The organism is Microbacterium suaedae (assembly GCF_003254645.1).
In the GTDB taxonomy this organism is placed as follows: domain Bacteria; phylum Actinomycetota; class Actinomycetes; order Actinomycetales; family Microbacteriaceae; genus Microbacterium; species Microbacterium suaedae.
This window is the reverse complement of the sequence record NZ_PNFD01000001.1, coordinates 613,465-632,906: the sequence shown is the minus strand read 5'-3', so window position 1 is coordinate 632,906 and position 19,442 is coordinate 613,465. Positions and strand designations below refer to the sequence as shown.

At 68.3% G+C, this 19,442-nt stretch carries 18 protein-coding genes, 1 tRNA gene and 1 pseudogene; 10 read left to right on the top strand and 10 right to left on the bottom strand.

Going from position 1 to position 19,442, the window contains the following annotated elements; genetic code table 11:
- Positions 1 to 22 precede the first annotated feature (22 nt).
- Positions 23 to 604, bottom strand: coding sequence for a 5-formyltetrahydrofolate cyclo-ligase (locus C0012_RS02835; protein ID WP_110588293.1), 582 nt, complete (start codon positions 602 to 604; stop codon positions 23 to 25).
- A gap of 84 nt (positions 605 to 688) precedes the next feature.
- Here C0012_RS02835 and galU point away from each other — a divergent pair, with 84 nt between their 5' ends.
- The 7 genes from galU to C0012_RS02800 all read left to right on the top strand — a co-directional run bounded on the left by galU (position 689) and on the right by C0012_RS02800 (position 5,933).
- On the top strand, positions 689 to 1,576 hold the full coding sequence (gene galU, locus C0012_RS02830; RefSeq protein WP_110588294.1) for a UTP--glucose-1-phosphate uridylyltransferase GalU: 888 nt from the start codon (positions 689 to 691) through the stop codon (positions 1,574 to 1,576).
- Positions 1,577 to 1,624: 48 nt separating this feature from the next.
- The gene (locus C0012_RS02825; protein WP_110588295.1) at positions 1,625 to 2,239 is read left to right on the top strand and encodes a GNAT family N-acetyltransferase; all 615 of its coding nucleotides are present in this window, start codon (positions 1,625 to 1,627) and stop codon (positions 2,237 to 2,239) included.
- Positions 2,240 to 2,332: 93 nt separating this feature from the next.
- Positions 2,333 to 3,262 (top strand): large exoprotein, encoded by a 930-nt coding sequence (locus tag C0012_RS02820; protein ID WP_110588296.1) that lies wholly within the window; start codon positions 2,333 to 2,335, stop codon positions 3,260 to 3,262.
- 51 nt (positions 3,263 to 3,313) lie between these two features.
- Positions 3,314 to 3,386: transfer RNA gene (locus C0012_RS02815), tRNA-Ala, on the top strand.
- A gap of 262 nt (positions 3,387 to 3,648) precedes the next feature.
- On the top strand, positions 3,649 to 4,086 hold the full coding sequence (locus C0012_RS15850) for a DUF3995 domain-containing protein (protein WP_110588297.1): 438 nt from the start codon (positions 3,649 to 3,651) through the stop codon (positions 4,084 to 4,086).
- Between the two features lie 582 nt (positions 4,087 to 4,668).
- On the top strand, positions 4,669 to 5,586 hold the full coding sequence (locus tag C0012_RS02805) for a hypothetical protein (protein WP_110588298.1): 918 nt from the start codon (positions 4,669 to 4,671) through the stop codon (positions 5,584 to 5,586).
- Positions 5,583 to 5,933, top strand: a complete 351-nt coding sequence (locus C0012_RS02800) for a GntR family transcriptional regulator (protein ID WP_110588299.1) — start codon at positions 5,583 to 5,585, stop codon at positions 5,931 to 5,933. Before C0012_RS02805 ends, C0012_RS02800 begins: the two co-directional genes overlap by 4 nt.
- Positions 5,934 to 6,006: 73 nt before the next feature.
- On the opposite strand, the gene C0012_RS02795 is transcribed toward C0012_RS02800, so the two are convergent.
- From C0012_RS02795 to C0012_RS02780, 4 genes are read right to left on the bottom strand one after another with little or no spacing between them, the layout of a single operon-like run.
- Complete coding sequence (locus C0012_RS02795; protein ID WP_110588300.1) at positions 6,007 to 6,270, bottom strand: hypothetical protein; 264 nt, start codon at positions 6,268 to 6,270, stop codon at positions 6,007 to 6,009.
- Between the two features lie 34 nt (positions 6,271 to 6,304).
- Complete coding sequence (locus C0012_RS02790) at positions 6,305 to 6,859, bottom strand: hypothetical protein (RefSeq protein WP_110588301.1); 555 nt, start codon at positions 6,857 to 6,859, stop codon at positions 6,305 to 6,307.
- 40 nt (positions 6,860 to 6,899) lie between these two features.
- Positions 6,900 to 7,514 (bottom strand): hypothetical protein, encoded by a 615-nt coding sequence (locus tag C0012_RS02785; RefSeq protein WP_110588302.1) that lies wholly within the window; start codon positions 7,512 to 7,514, stop codon positions 6,900 to 6,902.
- Positions 7,515 to 7,531: 17 nt separating this feature from the next.
- Positions 7,532 to 9,358 (bottom strand): leucine-rich repeat domain-containing protein, encoded by a 1,827-nt coding sequence (locus C0012_RS02780; RefSeq protein WP_110588303.1) that lies wholly within the window; start codon positions 9,356 to 9,358, stop codon positions 7,532 to 7,534.
- Here C0012_RS02780 and C0012_RS15835 point away from each other — a divergent pair.
- A pseudogene (locus tag C0012_RS15835) lies at positions 9,347 to 12,037 on the top strand (LuxR C-terminal-related transcriptional regulator); the annotation flags it as partial. The gene C0012_RS02780 and the pseudogene C0012_RS15835 overlap by 12 nt on opposite strands.
- Positions 12,038 to 12,076: 39 nt before the next feature.
- On the opposite strand, the gene C0012_RS15630 reads toward C0012_RS15835, so the two are convergent.
- The 4 genes from C0012_RS15630 to bcp form a co-directional block, all read right to left on the bottom strand.
- Entirely contained in the window at positions 12,077 to 13,738 is a 1,662-nt protein-coding gene (locus C0012_RS15630; RefSeq protein WP_232527751.1) for an ABC transporter permease, read from the bottom strand.
- Complete coding sequence (locus C0012_RS02770) at positions 13,735 to 14,652, bottom strand: ABC transporter ATP-binding protein (RefSeq protein WP_110588305.1); 918 nt, start codon at positions 14,650 to 14,652, stop codon at positions 13,735 to 13,737. Before C0012_RS02770 ends, C0012_RS15630 begins: the two co-directional genes overlap by 4 nt.
- On the bottom strand, positions 14,649 to 15,323 hold the full coding sequence (locus tag C0012_RS02765) for a TetR/AcrR family transcriptional regulator (protein ID WP_232527750.1): 675 nt from the start codon (positions 15,321 to 15,323) through the stop codon (positions 14,649 to 14,651). Before C0012_RS02765 ends, C0012_RS02770 begins: the two co-directional genes overlap by 4 nt.
- 63 nt (positions 15,324 to 15,386) lie before the next feature.
- On the bottom strand, positions 15,387 to 15,860 hold the full coding sequence (gene bcp / locus C0012_RS02760) for a thioredoxin-dependent thiol peroxidase (protein WP_110588306.1): 474 nt from the start codon (positions 15,858 to 15,860) through the stop codon (positions 15,387 to 15,389).
- Between the two features lie 105 nt (positions 15,861 to 15,965).
- On the opposite strand from bcp, the gene C0012_RS02755 reads away from it, so the two are divergent.
- Positions 15,966 to 16,763 carry an ABC transporter ATP-binding protein gene (locus C0012_RS02755; protein ID WP_110588307.1) on the top strand — a complete coding sequence of 266 codons (798 nt, stop codon included), beginning with the start codon at positions 15,966 to 15,968 and terminating at the stop codon, positions 16,761 to 16,763.
- Positions 16,745 to 18,334 (top strand): hypothetical protein, encoded by a 1,590-nt coding sequence (locus C0012_RS02750; RefSeq protein ID WP_110588308.1) that lies wholly within the window; start codon positions 16,745 to 16,747, stop codon positions 18,332 to 18,334. Before C0012_RS02755 ends, C0012_RS02750 begins: the two co-directional genes overlap by 19 nt.
- A gap of 51 nt (positions 18,335 to 18,385) precedes the next feature.
- Here the strand turns inward: C0012_RS02750 and rsgA are convergent, their stop codons facing one another.
- Positions 18,386 to 19,435: a ribosome small subunit-dependent GTPase A gene (rsgA, locus tag C0012_RS02745; RefSeq protein WP_110588309.1), complete on the bottom strand. Its 1,050-nt coding sequence runs from the start codon at positions 19,433 to 19,435 to the stop codon at positions 18,386 to 18,388.
- Positions 19,436 to 19,442 lie beyond the last annotated feature (7 nt).

The window sequence follows — 19,442 nt, the reverse complement described above, 5'->3', positions numbered from 1 at the left end:
TGGCACGCCCGTGGGGCGCGCTTCAGCGTTCGAACGTGAGCGTGCGGGTCGGCGTCACGATTCCCCTCACCGACACGTCGTGCGTCTCGTGGGGAACGCGAGCGACCACCTCGGAATCATAGATCACCGCGTACACGGATCCCCGTGAGGGCAGCTTCGCGAGCGCACGGTCGTAGAACCCTCCGCCCCAGCCCAGGCGCATCCCCGATTCATCGGCCGCAGCCGCGGGAACGAGCACCAGATCGGCGTCGGCGAGAGCCTCGACGCCGAGCGGCCTTCCCGTCGTCTCGGGAACCCCCAGTGCGGCGATGCGTTCGCCGCCGGTGTGCTCGGCCCAGTCGAGCTCGCCGTGTGGGCGGATGATCGGCAGAATCACGCGGATCCCCTCGGCGGCGGCGTGAGCGAGCAATTGCCGGGTCGGAGGCTCAGTCGGAGACGACAGATAGCACGCGAGCGTGCGTGCGCCCGTGCGCGCGAGAAGCGCCGAAGCCTCGCGTGCGATCCCCTTTTCGGCGAGGCCCCGCTGCTCATCCGTCATCGCACGTCGTGATGCGCGGATCCGTTGACGCATCGCCGCTTTCGCGGCGCCGGTCGAAGTCGCCATACGCACCACGTTAGGGGGGCGCTCGGGCCCTCGAGTGCCGTGCCGTTCGCGGGCCTTGCGGGCGCGTCGCCTATGGTGAGTGTCATGGAACCTGCGCAGATCAAAGCTGTTATGCCGGTTGCGGGTCTCGGCACCCGTTTCCTCCCGGCGACGAAGGCGACGCCGAAGGAGATGCTCCCGGTCGTCGACAAGCCCGCGATCCAGTACGTCGTCGAAGAAGCGGTGGCCGCAGGCATCCGCGATGTGCTCATGATCATCGGCCGCAACAAGAACGCGATCGCCAACCACTTCGACTCGGTTCCCGAGCTGGAGGAGAAGCTCACGGCGAAGGGCGACGACAGCAAGCTCGGAAATGTGCGCAAGTCGAGCGATCTCGCCGATGTGCACCTGCTGCGCCAGGGTGAGCCGAAGGGGCTCGGACATGCGGTCGCTCGTGCGAAGCAGCATGTCGGGAACTCGCCGTTCGCGGTCATGCTCGGCGACGATCTCATCGACGAGCGAGACCCGCTGCTCCCGAAGATGATCGAGGTGAACGAGCAGCGCGGGGCGATGGTCGTCGCGCTCATGGAGGTCGACCCCGAGCACATCAGCATGTACGGATGCGCGTCAGTCGAGGCGACGGACGACCCCGACGTTGTCAAGGTGCTCGACCTCGTCGAGAAGCCGGCGAAGGAAGACGCGCCGAGCAACCTCGCGATCATCGGCCGTTACCTGCTGACCCCCGAGATCTTCCCGGTCCTCGAACGCACCGAGCCGGGCAAGGGCAACGAGATCCAGCTCACCGATGCGCTCAAGGACGTCGCGGCGGATGACGCGAACGTCGACGTGTATGGAGTCATCTTCCGCGGACGCCGGTACGACACGGGCGACAAGCTCGACTACATCAAGGCGATCATGCAGCTCGCGTCCGATCGAGAGGACCTCGGCCCCGAGCTGCGCCCCTGGATCAAGGAATTCGCGGCTACGCTTTAGCGAGAGGCGTACTCAGGCGGCGCCTCGGCGTCGTGACAGGAGAGCCGGATGGATGCGCTCGAGAGCTCGCACGGGGCGGTGTCCATTCGGCTCATCCGTCCCAAGGATGCGCGCGTCCTTCAGCATGAGCTCCTCACGAATCGGTCGTGGCTCCTTCCGTGGGAGGCGACGAATCCGGATGGTGCTGTCTCGTTCGATATGCGCGGCTCGATCCGGCGTCTTCTGCAGCAGTATCGCGACGGTGCGGGCGTGCCGTTCGTTATGGAGCACGCCGGAGAGGTCGCGGGCCAACTCAACGTGTGGGGAATTGCGCGCGGATCCTTGTCGTCCGCGACGGTCGGATACTGGGTATCCGAGCGCTTCGCAGGGCGGGGGATCACGCCCACGGCGGTCGCGCTCGCGACCGATCTGTGCTTCACACAGTTGCGTCTGCACCGGATGGAGATCTGCATCCGTCCCGAGAACGGGCCGAGTCTGCGCGTCGTCGAGAAGCTCGGGTTCCGATATGAGGGCTATCGTCCGCGCTACATTCACATCAATGGCGCCTGGCGGGATCACTACGCGTTCGCTCTCACCCGCGAGGAGGTCCCGCGGGGCGTCCTTCATCGATGGGTGACGGGCGGAGTTCCCGTCGGTGCGTCCCGCGTGCCAGATTCGGCCTAAGCGGGCTGTTCGGCTACTCGGGAGGCACGAACACGCCGCCGACACGCGAGGGCCTCCGTCGTTCGCGGGCGTGCGTCGCCTACGGTTTATCACATGGGTGGGCAGATTCTCGGAGGCGGTGCGATCGCGCTGGTGATCGCCGTGCTCTGGCTCGCCTATCTGCTGCCGTCGTGGCACGCCAGGATGCGTGACAACGCGGCCGAGCGCAACGCTGTTCGGCTCAACCAGGCGCTGCGCGTGCTTGCCGAGTCGAGCGAGACGCCGGACGAGGTGCGCGTCGAGCTGTCGCGTCGTGAGGCGGCGAAGCAGCATCGGCTCGTCAGGCGTCTTGAAGCCGAGGATGACCGATTGCGCCGATCGTACGAACGCGCTGAGGTCGAACGTAAGCGCCGCGAGGTCGAGGCGCGTGTCGAGCGGACGCGACGCGACGCGGAGGCCGAGAGGCTCGAACGCGCGATCACAGCAGAAGAGCAGCGTGCGCGAGTGGCGGCACTTCGGGCGGATCCTCGGGCACGGCAGGCGCGTGCCCGCCGCCGCCTGCGCCTCGCGGCGACGTCCCTCGCTATCGTCGGCCTCGCGGCACTCGGTCTCGGGGCGTGGCAGTTTGTCGTGGCGGGGCGATGGGCCTGGGTCGCGGTCGGCGCGGTTGCGATTCTTGCCGGATTCGCTTTGCTTCGGCGCATGGCCGATGTCGCGTCTCGCGCGCCGCAGGTGGCCGTGTCCGCAGCCCCCCGCCAGGCCGAAAGGGCACGTTCCCAGTCCCAGATCATCGATCCGGCCGACCGTGGGTGGACGCCGCGTCGCCTGCCCACGCCGCTGACGGCGACCTCCGGGTCGCGGGCGTCGAGCGAGGTAGAAGCGGCGAACGCGCGCAACAATCTGCAGAGGGCGGCGCGCGAGGAGGCGGCACGAGCCCGGCTCGTTGCCCGTCAACAGCCAGTCGCGCTACCGCCTCGGAGCGAGGACGACGCCGAAATCGAACAGCAGGTGCGCGAGCTGCTCGCGCGACGCGCCGCGGTCTGAGGATCGATTTCCCGCCTCTCGCGGGCTCTGGTAAAGTTGATCGGGTTGCAAGGGGCTATGGCGCAGTTGGTAGCGCGTCTCGTTCGCAATGAGAAGGTCAGGGGTTCGAATCCCCTTAGCTCCACAATGTGATGGTGTCGGGACGTAGTTCCTGACTCACCGAGAGAGATCTCACGAACCCCCAGGCCAGCGGCCTGGGGGTTTCTCATTTCGCGCTCGTGCGTGTGTCGCGGTGGCGGCATGAGGACCGTCGCTACGGCGTGCGATCTTCTCGCCGGCCTGCTGCTCCTCGGCGCGTGCGGTTCGTCCACGCTCGCGCCATCAACGGCACACCCTCATGCACTGCAGGCGACGGGCGCTCTTCGTCGCTCATCTAGGATCGCGGCATGCGCAAAGTAACCGGGACGGTAGCCCGAATCATCAGTTCGGCCGGGTTGGCTGGTGTGTCCGCACTCCACGTGGTGTGGGCGTCCGGTTCAGCGTGGCCGGCAAGGGATAAGAAGCGCCTTGCTGAGGCTGTGATCGGGTCGCACGGGCCGATGCCTGGCGTTGCTCCGACGTTGGTGGTCGCTGGCGGGACGGCCGGCGCAGCGTTTCTCGCGGCGGGAGGCGGGCGAGACGGTCGTGTACAACGGTTCGGCCTTCGGGCTCTAGGGACAGTTATGCTGATGCGCGCGCTGTTGGGCGGTGGCCCAGCTCTCGCCGCGATGGGTCTTCCTCCCGCGGGTGGCACGTTCCGGCGGCTTGACAGTCGCTTCTATCGCCCGCTCACTGCGCTCCTGGGTTTTGCGCTGTGGTTATCCTCGCGTGCCCCCAAGCGCTAGGACGCATTCGAAAGCCCTTGAGTCCAGGCGATGGCGGCGCGGATGAGGACGGCGGCGCGGTAGGCGATCGCGTGTTTTACGTAGCGGGTGGCGGGGCCGCGTCAATGCTCGGTGCGGCAGCATCGACTCAGTCAACGACCACTGGGCATCAGAGAGCAACTGGATACGCAGAGCGGCGACCAGGGGTCTGCTCGGTGGAGCAATCGGCGCGATGGCCGGTCTCTTGGTGATTATCGGAGTTTCACTCGCAAGGGGGTGGACGCCGGTATTCGGCCTCTGGATGTTCCTCCTCGCACCGCTCTTCGGGATGCTGCTGGGGGGGCATCGCGGGCCTGTACCCCGCCCTACGGGCTGCGCGAATCGAGCCTGTCGAGGCGTTCCGCCAGTAGTGCTCGTCGGTGTGGCGCGCCTTCGCGTTCCGGAAGCTGGGAGTGGCGGGCTCGTCACGGTGTGGATGACTCTCGAAACGGGACTGGCGTCTCTGCTCGCGGATCACATCGTGTTGTCTGGTTCGCCGCGGGTGAATGTGTCAGTGGGGTGCTACATTGTGTGTCACTTGATTGATACAAATTTGGAGGAGTCATGACGATTCTCTGGGCGATGATGCTCGGCCCCATCCTGGGCGGGGTCGTCCTCGCCGCCGGATGGTGGTCGATCCGTGGCAGCCGCGCCGGCCTCCACGGACGTGCGCCGCGCGCTGCCGCGATCCTCGTCGGAACGCTGCTCATCGTCGCAACTGCCGCGCAGCGCGTCGGCGAGACCGGCGGCATCCTGCTCCCCGTTCTGTCGACGGAGGCGTGGGAATTCGTGTCGGACGTGCGCTTCACCGCACCTCTGGTGCTCGGGATCGGTGCGCTCCTCGCTCTTGCCTTCCCCATTGAGCCCCGCCGGCGCGGCCGGACCGCGGACCTGGCGCCGCGCACGCCGATGAGCTTCGCGCGGGGAAGCTGGTTGGTCGTCCCGACGCTCGTGCTCGCCGTCATCGCATCGCTCACGGTCGTGGCCGGTCGTGCGTCCCGGCCCGATCCGCAGACTGGGCGGCACACGTTCTATTTCGTCGAGCCGGGTGGCGAGAATCTGCTCGGGACGACGATCTACGGCTGGTATCACTCCCTTCCGAGCCTCGTCCTCATCGCCGTGATGATCGTCGTCGTCGCGCTCGATCTCGTTCTTATCGCCCGTCCTGCGCTCGATGCGGATCGCGAACAGGACGCTCGGCAGCGCCGGATCCGGACGCGGAACGTGGTCTCCGTCGCGACCGGTGCGTTGCTTGTCCACCTCGGGAGTGTTCTGAGCTCGCTCGGCGACACGGCGTCGCTCAGAGGATCGTTCGCGACCTCCGAGGGCGGCGTGAGCGTCTGGACGCCGTTCGCGGCGCTCGAGCATGTCCTTCGCTGGGGCGCCATCGCCGCAGTCGCCCTGGGGATCGCATTCTGGGCGTCCGTCGCGCTCTCGGCGCTTCCCGCACGGCGGCGCACGCGCACGCGAGCGGTGTCATGATCATCACGCTCTCGGGGGCCGCCGCGCCGACCGATCAGATCCGGGATCAGATCCGTGGCCTCGTGTCGTCGGGACGACTCGCGGCGGACCAACGTCTGCCCTCGGTGCGGCAGCTCGCGAAGGACCTCGGCGTCGCGCCTGGAACGGTCGCGAAGGCGTATAAGGCGCTCGAGGCCGAGGAGATCGTCATCACCCGTACGGGAGGAGGCACGCGCGTCTCGCCCCGCGCGGCGACGACGCCTCGCGAGGTAATCGAAGCCGCGAGGTCGCTGACCGAGACGTGCGTCCAGACTGGCACCGATCTGGACGAGGCGATCCGCATCCTCCGCGCCGTCTGGCCCGCATGACTGCGAACGCCTCCCCGCGCGCAGTAGCAGTGGTGATGCACTGTGCAGCGGATCATGGATGTTGAGGGAAGACCTACGGCACTGTTCCGCACACGCCCGGCGATCGTGACGGGGCCAGCATCGATTCCGGAGGGTGGACCCTTGCCCTCCGGAGGAGGATTGCGTTCCGGAGGGTGAGGTCCTCGTATCCCTCCTCCTGTGTGTAGATCTCCTCCGGGGCGAGGGGCCTTCCCTTCCGGAGGAGGATTGCGTTCCGGAGGGTGAGGTCCTCGTATCTCTCCTCCTGTGTGCAGGTCTCCTCCGGGAGGAGGATCCTTGCCCTCCGGAAGGGCCTCACGGGGGGAGCGGTCAGCTCGCCCCCACCCGCCGCTTCACCGGCAGGCGACGGTCTCGGCCGGCACCTGCAGATCGAAGCCGACCATGATCTTCTCGGATTGGGTTGCGCCGTCGACCAAGGTGGACGAGCCGAGAACATTGTCGCCTTCTCCCGCCCATGTGATGCTCGCGATGTCGGAGCTCCCGAAGACTCCTTCGGGGCCTGACCAGGACACTTCGTTGCCGGCGGACCCAGCGACCATCTGCTTGTAGACATCGATCTGTATCGGCGTGCCTTCATGCTCGCCAAAGCCCTGAAGCTCCAGTTCGCGCTCGATGGTGCCGTCGTTCAGTGGCTCGCAGTTGCGAAGCTCCGTGATGGCGTAGGTGGTGAAGTCGTTGATCTTGACGACGCCGAGGACCTCGCCGAAATCGGCGTCTTCGGGGGAGTCGTCACCGGTCTCACCGGTCTCCGTCGAGTCTTCATCGGCGGCGACAGGCGGATCCTGATCGTTCTCAGAAGCGGCGGGGATCTCCGCGGCCGGCGCGCAGCCTGCGAGGAACAGGGCTGTCGCGGCGATGACGGCGAGCCCGTGGGGAATCTTCTTCATGCGTTCTCCTGGGGGTGTAGCGAGGAATCACTCAGTCTGGTCATGGGCAGGTCGCGGCGGCGATGAACTCGGCCTCCGCAGGGTCGGGTGCGAAAGGAACTCCGTCCAGGACGCCCATCGCGGTCGCCTCGTTGCCCACGACGCGGATCAAGGGGTGCGTGCCCGAACCGCGCACCCACTCCGGGGAGGTGCCCTGTTCGCGCTCGTGCTGCGCCATCGAATTGCTCATCCGGTCCTCGCCGCCCTCCGTGACCAACAGAGCCAATTGGACGTACTCATCTTCGAAGTGAAAGCCGATGTCTGTGCCGATCTCACGGCTGAGGTACATCGAGTGCCCGCTGCCAGTGGTCTCGCCGTTCGCAGCCGCGATGAACTGCCCGATATCGGGTTCATCAGCGAGCGTGCAGGTGAGGCTCTCGAACTCGAAGCGTTCGCCGGCGACCTCGATGTATGCGGTTCCCGGAGCTGCAGGTGCAACGCCCTCATGCAGGCTCTCGGAAGAGAGCTCGTCCAGATAGTCGGCGGATCCCTCGGGCGCGGCGCTTGGGGCGCTCTCGGATGAGGGTGCAGTGCCCGCCGATTGCGACGGTTCGCTCTCGTCGGCGGCGCCGGGGGCGCATCCGGAGAGAAGGATGATCCCGGCAATTGCTCCCATTGTGGCTGTTCGTCTTTTCATCGCGTGGTCTCCATTCCACGGCGTGTGCGGCGATTGGCGATGAGCAGCGACGATCCGAGGAGGAGCGACACTGCTCCGACGGCTCCTGCCCATGGGGTGAACTCCGCGCCCGTCGCGGCGAGAGCCTGACGTTCTGCGTTCTCAGAAGCGGCCGGTTCTGTGTCCTCGAGTGCCGCAGGCGTTGTGTCCTCGAGGACGGACGGTTCTTCTTCCTCGGGAGCGGACGGTTCATCCTCCTCGGAAGTAGCCGGTTCTTCCTCCGGGACGGTCGGCTCTGTGTCCTCGGGAACGGTCGGCTCTTCGTCTTCCGGAGTGGCGGGATCGTCCGGAGTGGCGGGATCGTCCGGAGTGGCGGGATCCTCCGGGGTCGCCGGATCCTCCGGGGTCGCCGGCTCCTCCTCGTCGGGGATGGTCGGGGGAGCAGGCCGTACCTCGATCTCGAGGGACACTCGGCGTTCAGTCCCCGTGTGCTCACCCGAGATCGTGAAGACGCCGACCTCGGCGAACGTGACCTGGTCGCCGTCGAATGTGATTGTGCTGTCGGCAGGATCGTCGAAGACGATCTCGTCGGTGATATCGCCCAGCGAGTCGCCGTGGGCGTTGAACGCCTCAGCGGTCAGAGTGACGGGCTCGCCCACGATCGCCTCGTCCGGTGCGGCAGTGAGAACGATGTTCTGCACCTGGGCCAGGTCGATCCAGCTGGCGTTCAAAGTGAGGTCGGCCGTGATCGGGTCGCCGGGAGCCCAGGGGACGCCGTATTCGTGCCAGAGGGCGAACTCGTGTCCAGGGCGCGTGGGCTCATCCGGCATGTCGCTGGCAGCGAGGGTGCCCCAGGGGCCTTCGGCCCCGTGCTGATCGAGCGGCGCAAATCGGGTAGTGGAAACATCGGATTCGCCCCCGGGGATGAATGTCACTTCCGCCAACGGCACGCTGTCGTATCCGTACCACTGGGGTGTGGTGAAGCCTCCGGAGCTTGCCTGAGCTTCGCCGTGGCGCCACAGGAATTCGATGCGGGGGTTGGACCATGTACCGGAGGCGATCGGATTCGTCTGCTCCGGCGGCTGACTCGTGTCGGGATTGACGAAGGCTGGTTCTGGCCCCAGGAAGCGCACGGTTTCCAGCGTCCGAATGCCGGTGAACACGCCGGGGCCCATCTCGATGAGCTCTTCAGGGAGCGTCACCTGCGTGAGGGGATTCTCCGCGAAAACGCTCTGTCGGATCTTCGTGACGTGCGCGGGAATATCGATCTGCGTCAGGGAGTTTCGCCGAAAGACTCCCGTCGCCAAGGTGTCCACCTGAGGCGGAATGATGATGTCGGTCAGTTTGTTCGACAAGAACGCCTGAGGGTGGATCACAGACAGCGAATCGGGGAGGGTGACCTCCGTCAGCGCGCCGTAGCTGAAAGCCTCCGTGCCGATGAGCTCGAGCCCCTCGGAGAGGTGGACGGACTCCAGGCCCGGGTTGCGCGAGAATGCGTGCCTTCTCAGCGTGACGACGGAATCCGGGACGGTCGCCGAAGCGATTCCGGCCTCTCGGAATGCCCCCTCTCCCACCTCGACCACGGGCGCCGTCTGCCCGTCGATCTCCACCACGGACGGGATCACCACCTCCGGGTGCCCCGGGTTGGCGGCGGGGTCATAAGCGTCGGCGGAGACTCCCTGCGACGGATCCTCCGGGTCGAAGAGCCCGTAGCTCACGCCGTCGACGACCAGTTCATCGGCCGCGTACGAGGGTGCGGAGGCACCGAGGGTGAGAAGGCCGAGCAGGGTGATCCCTGTCGCGAGCGCGGGGAAAGGGGATCCGGCATATCGATGTGTGGGCATGTGGAGCTTTCGTGGATGCTATGGACAGGACGAGCGATGCCAACGCTAAGATCTGCCTCAGACCGAAGCCATAGTGAGAAATTGGCTATACAGACGAGGGCCACAGAGCGTGACGTGACTTCTCGGGGCGGAGAGGACGTGTCGCGCGTGAATGGACGATCATCACGCCGTGCCACGGTGGATCACCTGGTGGAAGAGACAGCCGCTCGCGGTCGATCCACCGTGCTCACGGGCCCGGGCGGCATCGGCAAATCCCACACTCTGCGGCAGACGCACGCGGCGCTGATCTCTGTCGGCGAAGAGACGCATCTCGTGGTCGGAACCGCGACGGGATCGTCGGTGCCTCTGGGGGCGTTCGCGGGGATCGAGGATGCACCCACCGCGGCGTCGGAGTCTCCGGCAGCCGTCGTCGACGCCTTCGCGCGCTGCCCCCGACGGAGCGTGCTCTTGGTCGACAACGTGGATCTTCTGGACGACGCCTCGCTGTACGTCGTCACGCAGCTGATCGCGACGGCTCGGTACCCAGCGATCCTGACAGTCCGAGACCTGACCGCGGCACCACAGGGTGTCCACGAACTCTACGACGGAGGCCATCTCACCGAGACGGCGCTCACGGCGCTGTCGGACGACGAAGCTGCCAGGCTGGTTTCTGAGCTCGTCGGCGGAGAGGTCACGCCTCGGGCGCAGGCCGAGATCCTCGCGGCGGCGCGCGGGAACCCGCTGTATCTGCGTGAGATCGTTCGAGGTTCGCGAGATGACGGCCGCCTTGCGTACACGCCGCACGGGTGGGAGCTTCATGGGCAGCCTGCGACGACGCCGCGACTGGCGGGTCTCGTCGCGGAGCGTTTCGACCGACTGTCCGCCCGCACGATGGAAGTCGCCACCCTCATCGCGATGACCGGAGAATGTCCGTCCGAGGCGATCGACGTCGATGATCGGAACGCCCTGGCGGGTGCGGACGTCGTCGAGGCCACAGATTGCGGGTGGGTGAGACTGGCGCACCCGCTCGATGCGCCGTATCTCCTCGCGCGTGCCTCCTCCGCCTTTCAGCACGAGATCGCGCACCGTGCGATCGATGTCCTGCGGGGTCCCATCGCTGCCGCCCGCCCCCATGCGGTGCGTCAGGCGGACGTTCTGGCTTTGGATCACGGATGCGATTTCGAGACGGCCTCTCTGACGGCGCTCGCCGAGTACGCCCTCGGATCCTTCGATGCACGGCTCGCGCTTCGCGCGGCAACCGCTGTTCTGGAGATCGAACCGGAGCGCTCGGCGGCCCAACGGGTGGCCGGTCTTGCAGCCTCCCTGCTCGACCAGGTCGAGGTCGCGGACCGGCATCTCAGTGAGGCGCAGAGGCACGCGCGTACCGATGTTGAAATGACGTCTGCCGCACTCGCCCGCGCACAGCATCTCGGCATCCGGCGCCGTGACGCAGCATCGGCACTCCAGACGATTCGCGATGCGCTCGAAGTGGTGCACGACGACGCGTGCGTCTCGCACCTTCAGGGCGCGAGCGTACGTTGGGCCGCGGATGCCGGGCAAGCGCAGGGTCCGATTGCCGCACCGCAGGAGTCCCACAGCCCTGAGGGCGTGATGAGCCTGATCACGGCCGGGGTCTCGGGAGTGATCTCCGGTCCCCTGCACGAGACCACAGCACTGCTGCCCCGAATGCGGCAGCTTCCCCCGGAGGTCCTCGCGCTCGTTCCCGGTGGCGATTCACTGATCGAGCTCACCGAGATCATGGCCTTGTCTTACAGCGGAGACGCGTTCGCCACGCGCCGCCGATTGACGCAGGCCATTGCGCTTTCTCGAGAGAGCAGGCCGGAATCGCTCGGCATCTGGGAGTACGCCCTCGGGTTCCTCGAGTTCCTGTCTGCAGATGCCGAGGAAGCTTACTCGCTCGGCAGAGCCGCCGTCGTGCACCTCGGATGGCGAGACAGCACAGGCCTGCTTCCCGCCGCTCACGCCCTCACGGCCGCTGCCGCAATCGCGACGGGTCGAAGCATCGAGGCACACCGAGAACTCGACAGCATCCCCGCATCGGCGGCAGAGGATCCCAAGGTCGTCATGCTGCGTGCCTGGGCGGAGGCGTGGCAGGCGAATGCGGAACGGCGCGCTGATCAGAGCGCCGGTCTGCTGCTCGACGCGGCGCACCGTCTCCTGGCGGCCCAGCACACGTACTTCGCTGGAATGATCGCGCACTGCGTCGCGCGCACGGGGCGGAGGGCGGACGAAGTCGCCTCACTTCTGCGATCCGCGTCCGATCGGGCGGGCGGTGGGCTTCTGCAGCTCTTCGCGAACCATGCCGACGCGGTGGCGCGTGGCGATCTCTCGAAACTGGAGCAGGTCGCCGCGGACGCGGCTGATTGGGGCCTTGCGAGCACTGCGGCCGACTCTCGGCTGTGGCTGGCGGGCATCAAGGATCGACGGAGGGTGCCCGCGCTGGCGGCTCGGCGGTTCCTCCTCGCGGCGGATGAGATGCGTGTCCACCTGCCGACGATGGCGTTGTGGAACGCGGCGCCGGAACGTTCGAACCTGCTGACCGAGCGGGAGCATTGCGTCGTTCGGCTCGCCGCGGACAGATACTCCACGAAGGAGATCGCCGAGATGAACGAGGTCTCGGTCAATACGGTTGCGAACCAGCTTGCCTCCGCCTTTCGGAAGCTGGGAGTCGCGAGCCGATCCGAGCTCCGCGACCTCCTTCACCCGTCGGGCGAACGGCTATCCGGTGCGCAGCTCGCGGCGCCGGAATCCCAGCAGCGCGAGGGCGAAGAGACCGGCCGCCACCGCAGCGACGATGACAGGCGGCAGGACGCTCGCATCGTTGCGGAACGCATCGGCGATGCCGTGGAACGGTGAGATCCGGAGGAACCACTCGGGAAGGTCGAAGACCGCACCGAACATCCCGATGACGAAGACGGCGGCGAAGGCCGCCCACGAGACGCCCATCGCGCGGGGGAGCCACGCATACAGCGCCGCCGTCACCGCGAGGAACACGAGCACGCCGGGGGCGGAGAACGCGAGCACGCGCCCGAAGTCGGCGGGACCGGGATCCTCAATGCCGACCAGGAAGCCGCCCAGCCAGAGGGCGCCGACTGACACGGCGAGCACGAGGAGGGATCCGAGGGCGGCGACGAGCATCTGCGCGGTGAACCAGCCCCCTCGCGACACGGGTGCCGCCGCGACGATCTCGAGCCGTCCGGACGACTCCTCCTCACGCGCTCGCTGGCCGGCGACGATCGCGTACGCCGCCGCGCACAGCCCGACGAACAGCATGAGCATGCCGAGGAAGCTCACCGTGAACTCGGTGGGATCCGTGCCGAAGAGTGCCCCGAGCGCCGGGGTGGTCGCGACGAGGTCTCGCATCATGTCGTCGAGCGTCGACATCATCGTGCCGCTGGCGAACCACAGCAGCCCGAGCCCGAGCGCGGTCCATGCGAGGGCGGCCCGCTGCTGGCGCCAGGCGAGCGCGAACGGTGAGGCCAGGGCACGGCTCGCCCGGGCGCGGCCGCCGCGCGAACGCACCAGACCGGCGCCGAGGTCGCGCCGCGCCGCGATTGCGGCGGCGAGGGCGAGGAGTACCACCGTTGCCGCGAGAGACAGGGCGAGCGGCCACCAGCGCAGCTCGACGAAGGGCCGCATCTGCTGCGCCCACGCGATGGGGGAGAACCAAGAGAGCGCGGATCCGCCGAGCTCCTGCAGATCGCCCGCCGCGCGGATGGCGAAGAAGACGCCGAAGACCGCAAGCGCGAGCCCGCTCGCCGCGCGGGCAGACTCGGTGACCTGCGCCGTCACGAGCGCGACGGCGCCGAACACGAGAGCGGCGCCGGAGGATCCCAGCATGAGGGCGAACGCGTCGACGACGGCGACGTCCTCGCCGAGGGCGACGAGGGAGGCGGCTCCCAGCGCGGCGATGACGACGAGGTGCCCGGCGAGCGTCGCGAGGGCCGCGATCGCGGCGGCGTGGCGGCCGATGGGGGCCGCTCGGACAAGTTCGGCTCGCGCGCTCTCCTCCTCGGCCCGCGTGTGGCGGACGACGTGGACGATGCTCATGATCGCGAGGGCCAGCACGATCCACGTGATGCCCTCGTTGGCGATCGCGACGGGCGTGGTGTAGTCGTCGAGTCCGTAGCCGGGGCCGCCCATCACGATGCCGGTCGGCGTGCGCATCACGGCGGCGCGAGCCGCGAGGGCGGCGGCGTCGAAGACGGTCGAGAGCGCCAGCGTGAAGTAGGCGACGAACGCGGCGATCGACAGCGCCCACACCGTCAGGCGTACGCGGTCGCGCCGGACGATGTGCCGGATGACCCGTCCGGATCCTCTGAGTGCGCCGGGCCGTGCCACGGGGCCGCGCAGGGGAAGCGCGTTTGCCATGAGGCTCATGACGCGAACTCTCGCTCTGCGTCGAGCTCATCGCCGTAGTGGCGGAGGAACAGGTCCTCCAGCGACGGCGGCGTCGCAGTGAGCGAGACGATATCGTGCGCGGTGAGAGAGGTCACCACATCGCCCATCCGGTCGTCGTCGACCGTGAACGTCAGGCGGGTGCCATCCGCGGCGTCCGCCCGCACGAGACCGTGCACGCCGATGGCGTCGTCGAACCGGGGCGCGCGACGGGTCACGACGTCGACGCGAGTGCGCGTCAGGTGACGCAACTCGGCGAGGGTGCCCTGCTCTACCGTCGAACCCTGGCGGATGATCGTGACGGCGTCGCACAGCTTCTCGACCTCGCTGAGGATGTGGCTCGAGAGCAGAACCGATCCGCCGCGCTCCTTGAGGCGGCGCACCTCGTCGGCGAACACCGCCTCCATGAGGGGATCGAGGCCGCTCGTGGGCTCATCGAGGATGAACAGCTCAGCGTCGCTCGCGAGGGCCGCGACGAGCGCGACCTTCTGCCGATTGCCCTTCGAATAGGTGCGAGACTTCTTCGTAGGGTCGAGCTCGAATCGATCGAGCAGCTCGCGCCGCCGGGCCGGATCCACGCCGCCGCGCAGACGCGAGAGGTAGTCGATCACCTCACCGCCCGTGAGGTTCGGCCACAGCGAGACGTCTCCGGGGACGTAGGCGAGGCGCCGATGCAGGCTGACGGCGTCGCGCCACGGATCCCGGCCGAAGAGCCTCGTCGTGCCGCCGTCGGCGCGCAGCATTCCGAGAAGGATGCGGATCGTCGTCGACTTGCCCGCGCCGTTCGGCCCGAGGAATCCGCGGACCTCGCCGGGGGCGAGAGCGAGGTCGAGGCCCGACAGTGCACGGAAGGATCCGAAGCTCTTGTCGAGCCCCTGGATGTCGATCGGGTTCATGCTGTTTCCTCCGAAGCGTCGGTGTCTGCGCCGGAGCTGTGCCGCAGGTAGTCGTCGAGCACGGTCCGGCTCGTGAGCATGCCCTCCGTGTACAGCTCGAGCATGGGAAGCGTCGTCTCCTCCTGCAGACGCCGGGTCACAGCCGCGAGATCGCTCGTGTCGTCGACGGGCCGCAGCAGGAGCGAGAGGAGGAAGGTGCCGAGGCCGCTCATGACCAGATAGCGCACGCGCGCCTTCTCATCGCGGCTCGGGCGAACGATGCCGCGTGCGACGGCGTCGGCCGTATACTGCTCGGCGTCGTCGATCATGTGCTCGACGAACGCACGTCCGAGGTCGCCGCCGTCCATGACGGAGTGCAGAACGTAGACGAGCAGCGGCGCGTGTTCGTCGCTCGACGCGAGGGAAGCGAGCAGATGGCCGTCGGCGGCGGCCGCCATGTTCTCGGCCTTGACGCGACGGATCCACGCGAGCACGTACTCATCGCACGCGGTGCGTAGCCCCTCCTTGGACTCGAAGCGCTTCATGATGAGCGCGGCGCTGACGCCCGCGTCTGCGGCCACCTGACGCAGCGGCGCCGAGAAGCCGTCGCGGGCGAAGCGGTGCACCGCCGCGAGGACGATCGGATCCGGGGCTGTGGCCCCGCCGTCGGAAGAATCTGAACGCGTGTTCACATGTGAATGTAAACACGTGTTCACGGTTGGCGCAAGGGCCGCGATTCGACGACGCGCCGGCGCTCAGTCCAGCCCGAGCTCCTTGCGGATGCGCGCGACGTGGCCCGTCGCCTTGACGTTGTACTTCGCGAGGGCGATGTCGCCCTGCTCGTCGAGCACAAACGTCGAGCGGATGACGCCTTCGATGACCTTGCCGTAGTTCATCTTCTCGCCCCACACGCCCCAGGCCCGGTGCACGGCCGCGTCGGGGTCGCTCAGCAGGGGGTAGGTGAGCGCGTCGCGCTCGGCGAACTGCTTCAGCTTCGCCGGCTCGTCGCGCGAGATCCCGATGACCTCATATCCGGCACCCTGCAGCGACGCGAGCGAGTCACGGAAATCGCAGGCCTCGGTCGTGCAACCGGGCGTCATCGCGGCCGGGTAGAAGAAGACGACGAGCTTCTTTCCGCGGAAGTCGGCGAGCGAGACCGAGCCGCCGTCCTGGTCGAGGAGCGTGAAATCGGGGGCGGGGGATCCTGCTTCGAGGCGCGTGTCAGTCATGTCTCCAGGGTATCCGGGGGACAAGCGGCGCGACCCGGCGTGACTGCTCAAAGATCCTCCGGAAGGCGGAGGTCGCGCCTCCGGAGCGGCCGTAGAGTGAGGGGAATGACCGAGCTGTCGCATCAGGAAAACGGCGCCGAGATCGCCCCGCCCGTGCTCTCCCTGCGGGGTCTGCGCAAGAGATTCGGCGATTTCGTGGCCGTTGACGATCTGTCGCTCGACGTGCCCGCCGGGGCGATGCTCGGCCTGCTGGGTCCAAACGGTGCGGGGAAGACGACAACCCTGTCGATGGCGACCGGCGTCCTCCGTCCCGATGCCGGAACGGCCACTGTGCTCGGCCACGATGTGTGGAGCGATCCGGCGTCCGCGAAGGGGCGCATGGGAGTGCTGCCGGACGGCGCGCGCATGTTCGACCGGCTCACGGGTGCTGAGCTGCTGCGGTACACGGGGCTGCTGCACGGTATGTCCGACGCCGACGTCACGCAGCGTGCGGGTGAGCTGCTCGAGGCGCTGGGTCTCGCCGACGCGGGGCACACGCTCGTTGTCGACTACTCGGCGGGCATGCGGAAGAAGATCGGCCTCGCCTGCGCCCTCATCCACGGCCCCCGCCTGCTCATGCTCGACGAGCCTCTCGAGGCGGTCGATCCGGTCTCGGGCGAGACGATCCGCCAGATCCTGCGTGCATTCGCCGCGGGTGGCGGCACGGTCGTGATGTCCAGCCACGTCATGGAACTCGTCGAATCGCTGTGCGATCGTGTCGCGATCGTCGCGGCCGGGCGGATCCTCGCCGACGGCACCCTCGACGAGGTGCGGGCGGGCGCGTCGCTGCAGGACCGCTTCCTCGACCTCGTCGGCCGTTACGAGCTCGGGGAGGAGACGCTGGCATGGCTGCGCTCCTCGTAGGTCTGCGGCTGCGTCAACTGGGGCACCAGCTGGCGAGGAACCCGTGGATGATCGTGTCTCTCGTCATCGGTGGCCTGGCGGCGCTCGGCGTCCTCGCCGGACTCGCAGCGGGCCTCGTCGCGATGCGGATGTTCGCGCCCGAGGCCGCGCTCGCCGCGGTCGTGATCGCCGGATCGGTTCTCACGGCCGGATGGTGGCTCGGCGCGCTGATCGTCGGGGCCGATGACCTCATGGCGCCCGAGCGATTCTCGCTGCTTCCGGTGCGCGCGGGAAGCCTGATGCCGGGACTTGTCGTGGCGAGCGCCGTCGGCATCGGGGGCATCGCGACGGCGGTCGCCCTGCTCGTGATGCTCATCGGTTGGTCGGTGGATCCGCTCGCGCTCGTCGCGGCGGCGCTTCTGACACCGGCCGCTCTCGCGACGTGCATCCTCGGATCCCGCGTCGTCGGAGGTCTCACCGCGCGCTGGCTCGCCGGTCGGCGCTCCCGCGACCTCCTCGTCGTCGCCGGCACCCTCTTGCTGATCTGCTCGGGCCTTCTCATCAACCTCGGGCTGATGGCCGCGCTGTCGTTCGGAGGTTTCGGCGGTGCGGCAATGGTGGCCGAAGCCCTGGCGTGGACGCCGATCGGTGCCGTGTACGGCGTGCCCGCTGCGATCGCGGCGGGAGCCTGGGGAGCGGCAGCCCTGCGATTCGCGATCGCGGTCGCGACCCTCGCCGCGCTCTGGGCCGCGGCTCACGCGATGCTCGCCGCGCGCCTCGTCGCGCCGATCGCGCACCGTGGCGGCGGGCAGATCCGCGGCGGCGGAATGCTCGACCGCCTGCTTCCGTCGACGCCCGTCGGGGCGATCGCCGCACGCTCGCTGCGGTACCGGCGGCGGGATCCACGGCACATCACCAACGTCGTCGGCCTGATCCTCGTGCCCGTGATGCTGAGCCTGCTGCAGGTCATGCAGATCATGACTGGCGACATCGACGGCTTTGCTCCCGCGACGATCTTCCTCCCGGCGACGGCGGCGGCTATCGTCGCGACCATCGTGCAGATGGACGTCGCCTACGATCACGATGCCGTCACCCTGCACCTGACGGTAGGCGTGCGGGGCGTCGACGATCGCGCCGGCCGCGTGCTGGGGGTCGGGATCACCGCGGTGCCGGTCGTCGTCGCGCTCTGCGTCCTCGCCTGCTGGATGGTGGGAGACTGGTCGCTGCTTCCCGCGAGTCTCGGAGCGTCCCTCGGGCTCGTGCTCGCCGCACTGGGCGCGGGTGCGGTCGTGGGCGCGTGGCTCCCCGGACGGGCGCCCGCCCCCGAGGCGAATCCGCTTGGGCGCGGCTCGTCGGGCGGTATTCAGTCGCTCGTCGCCCTCGTGATCATGGTGCCGGCGGTTCTCGCCATCGGCGCCCCCGCGCTCGGATTCGGGATCGCGGGACTGTGGTTCCCGTGGGCCGGTTGGGTCAGTCTCGCCTGCGGCCTCGCGCTCGGCGGCGCGGCGGTCTGGGGAGGGATCGCCTGGGGCGGTCGCGTGCTCGATCGCCGCTGGCCCGAGGTGCTCGTCGCGGTCTCCAGCGAGACGTAGGACTCAGCTCGGCCGGACGGCGGAATCCTCTTGCCCCTTTGGCAAGAAGATTCAGTAATCCTCCCGCGCGGCGGCCGTGTCGAGCAGGCCCCGCAGCGAGGCGAGGCGCGCGGGGGAGATCCGCTCCTCCCGCGCCGCGTCATCGAGCGCGCAGTCGGGGGCGTCTTCGAGGTGCGTGCAGCCGCGCGGGCACGCGGCGGCCGCCTCGTCGAGGTCGGGGAACGCCGTGAGGATGTTCGCCGGATCGACGTGCCCGAGGCCGAACGAGCGCACACCCGGGGTGTCGATGACCCAGCCGGTGCCCTCGGGTCCGCGGTAGCGCAGCGAGATCGTCGACGACGATGTGTGGCGCCCGCGGCCCGTGACCTCGTTGACGTGGCCCGTCGCGCGATCGGCGTCGGGAACGAGCGCGTTGACGAGGGTCGACTTGCCGACGCCGGAGTGCCCGACGAACACGGTCGAGTGTCCTGCGAGAGCGGCCCCGATCTCGGCGAGCGGCGGGGCGTCCTGCGCCGAGCGGAACACGCGCAGATCGTCGAGCCCTTCGAAGTGTGAGAGAAACTCGGTCGGATCCGCGAGATCGGTCTTCGTCACCACCATGAGGGGGCGGATCCCCGCGTCGAGCGCCGCGACGAGATAGCGGTCGACGAGGCGCGGGCGGGGCGGGGGGTCCGCTGCCGCGACGACGACGAGCATCTGGTCGGCGTTCGCCACGATCACGCGCTCCACCTGATCCGTGTCGTCCGCGGAGCGGCGCAGCAGGCTCGTGCGCTCCTCGAAGCCGATGATGCGCCCGAGCGTTCCCTCGCGCCCGGAGGTGTCGCCGACGACGCGCGCGCGGTCGCCCGTGACGATCGACTTCCGCCGCAGCTCGCGGGCGCGCACGGCCGTGATCTCGTGCTCGCTCGAGGTGCCTTCGCCGATCAGGACGTGATAGCGCCCGCGGTCGACCCCGAGCACGCGACCCGTGACGGCGTCGTCGTGCGTCGGGCGACGCTTCGTGCGCGGACGATTCGCCTTCGGGTTCGGCCGCACGCGCACATCGGCCTCGTCGAAGAGGTCGTCCTCATCGTCGTCGACGTCGTCGTTCCACCAGCTCACACCAGGA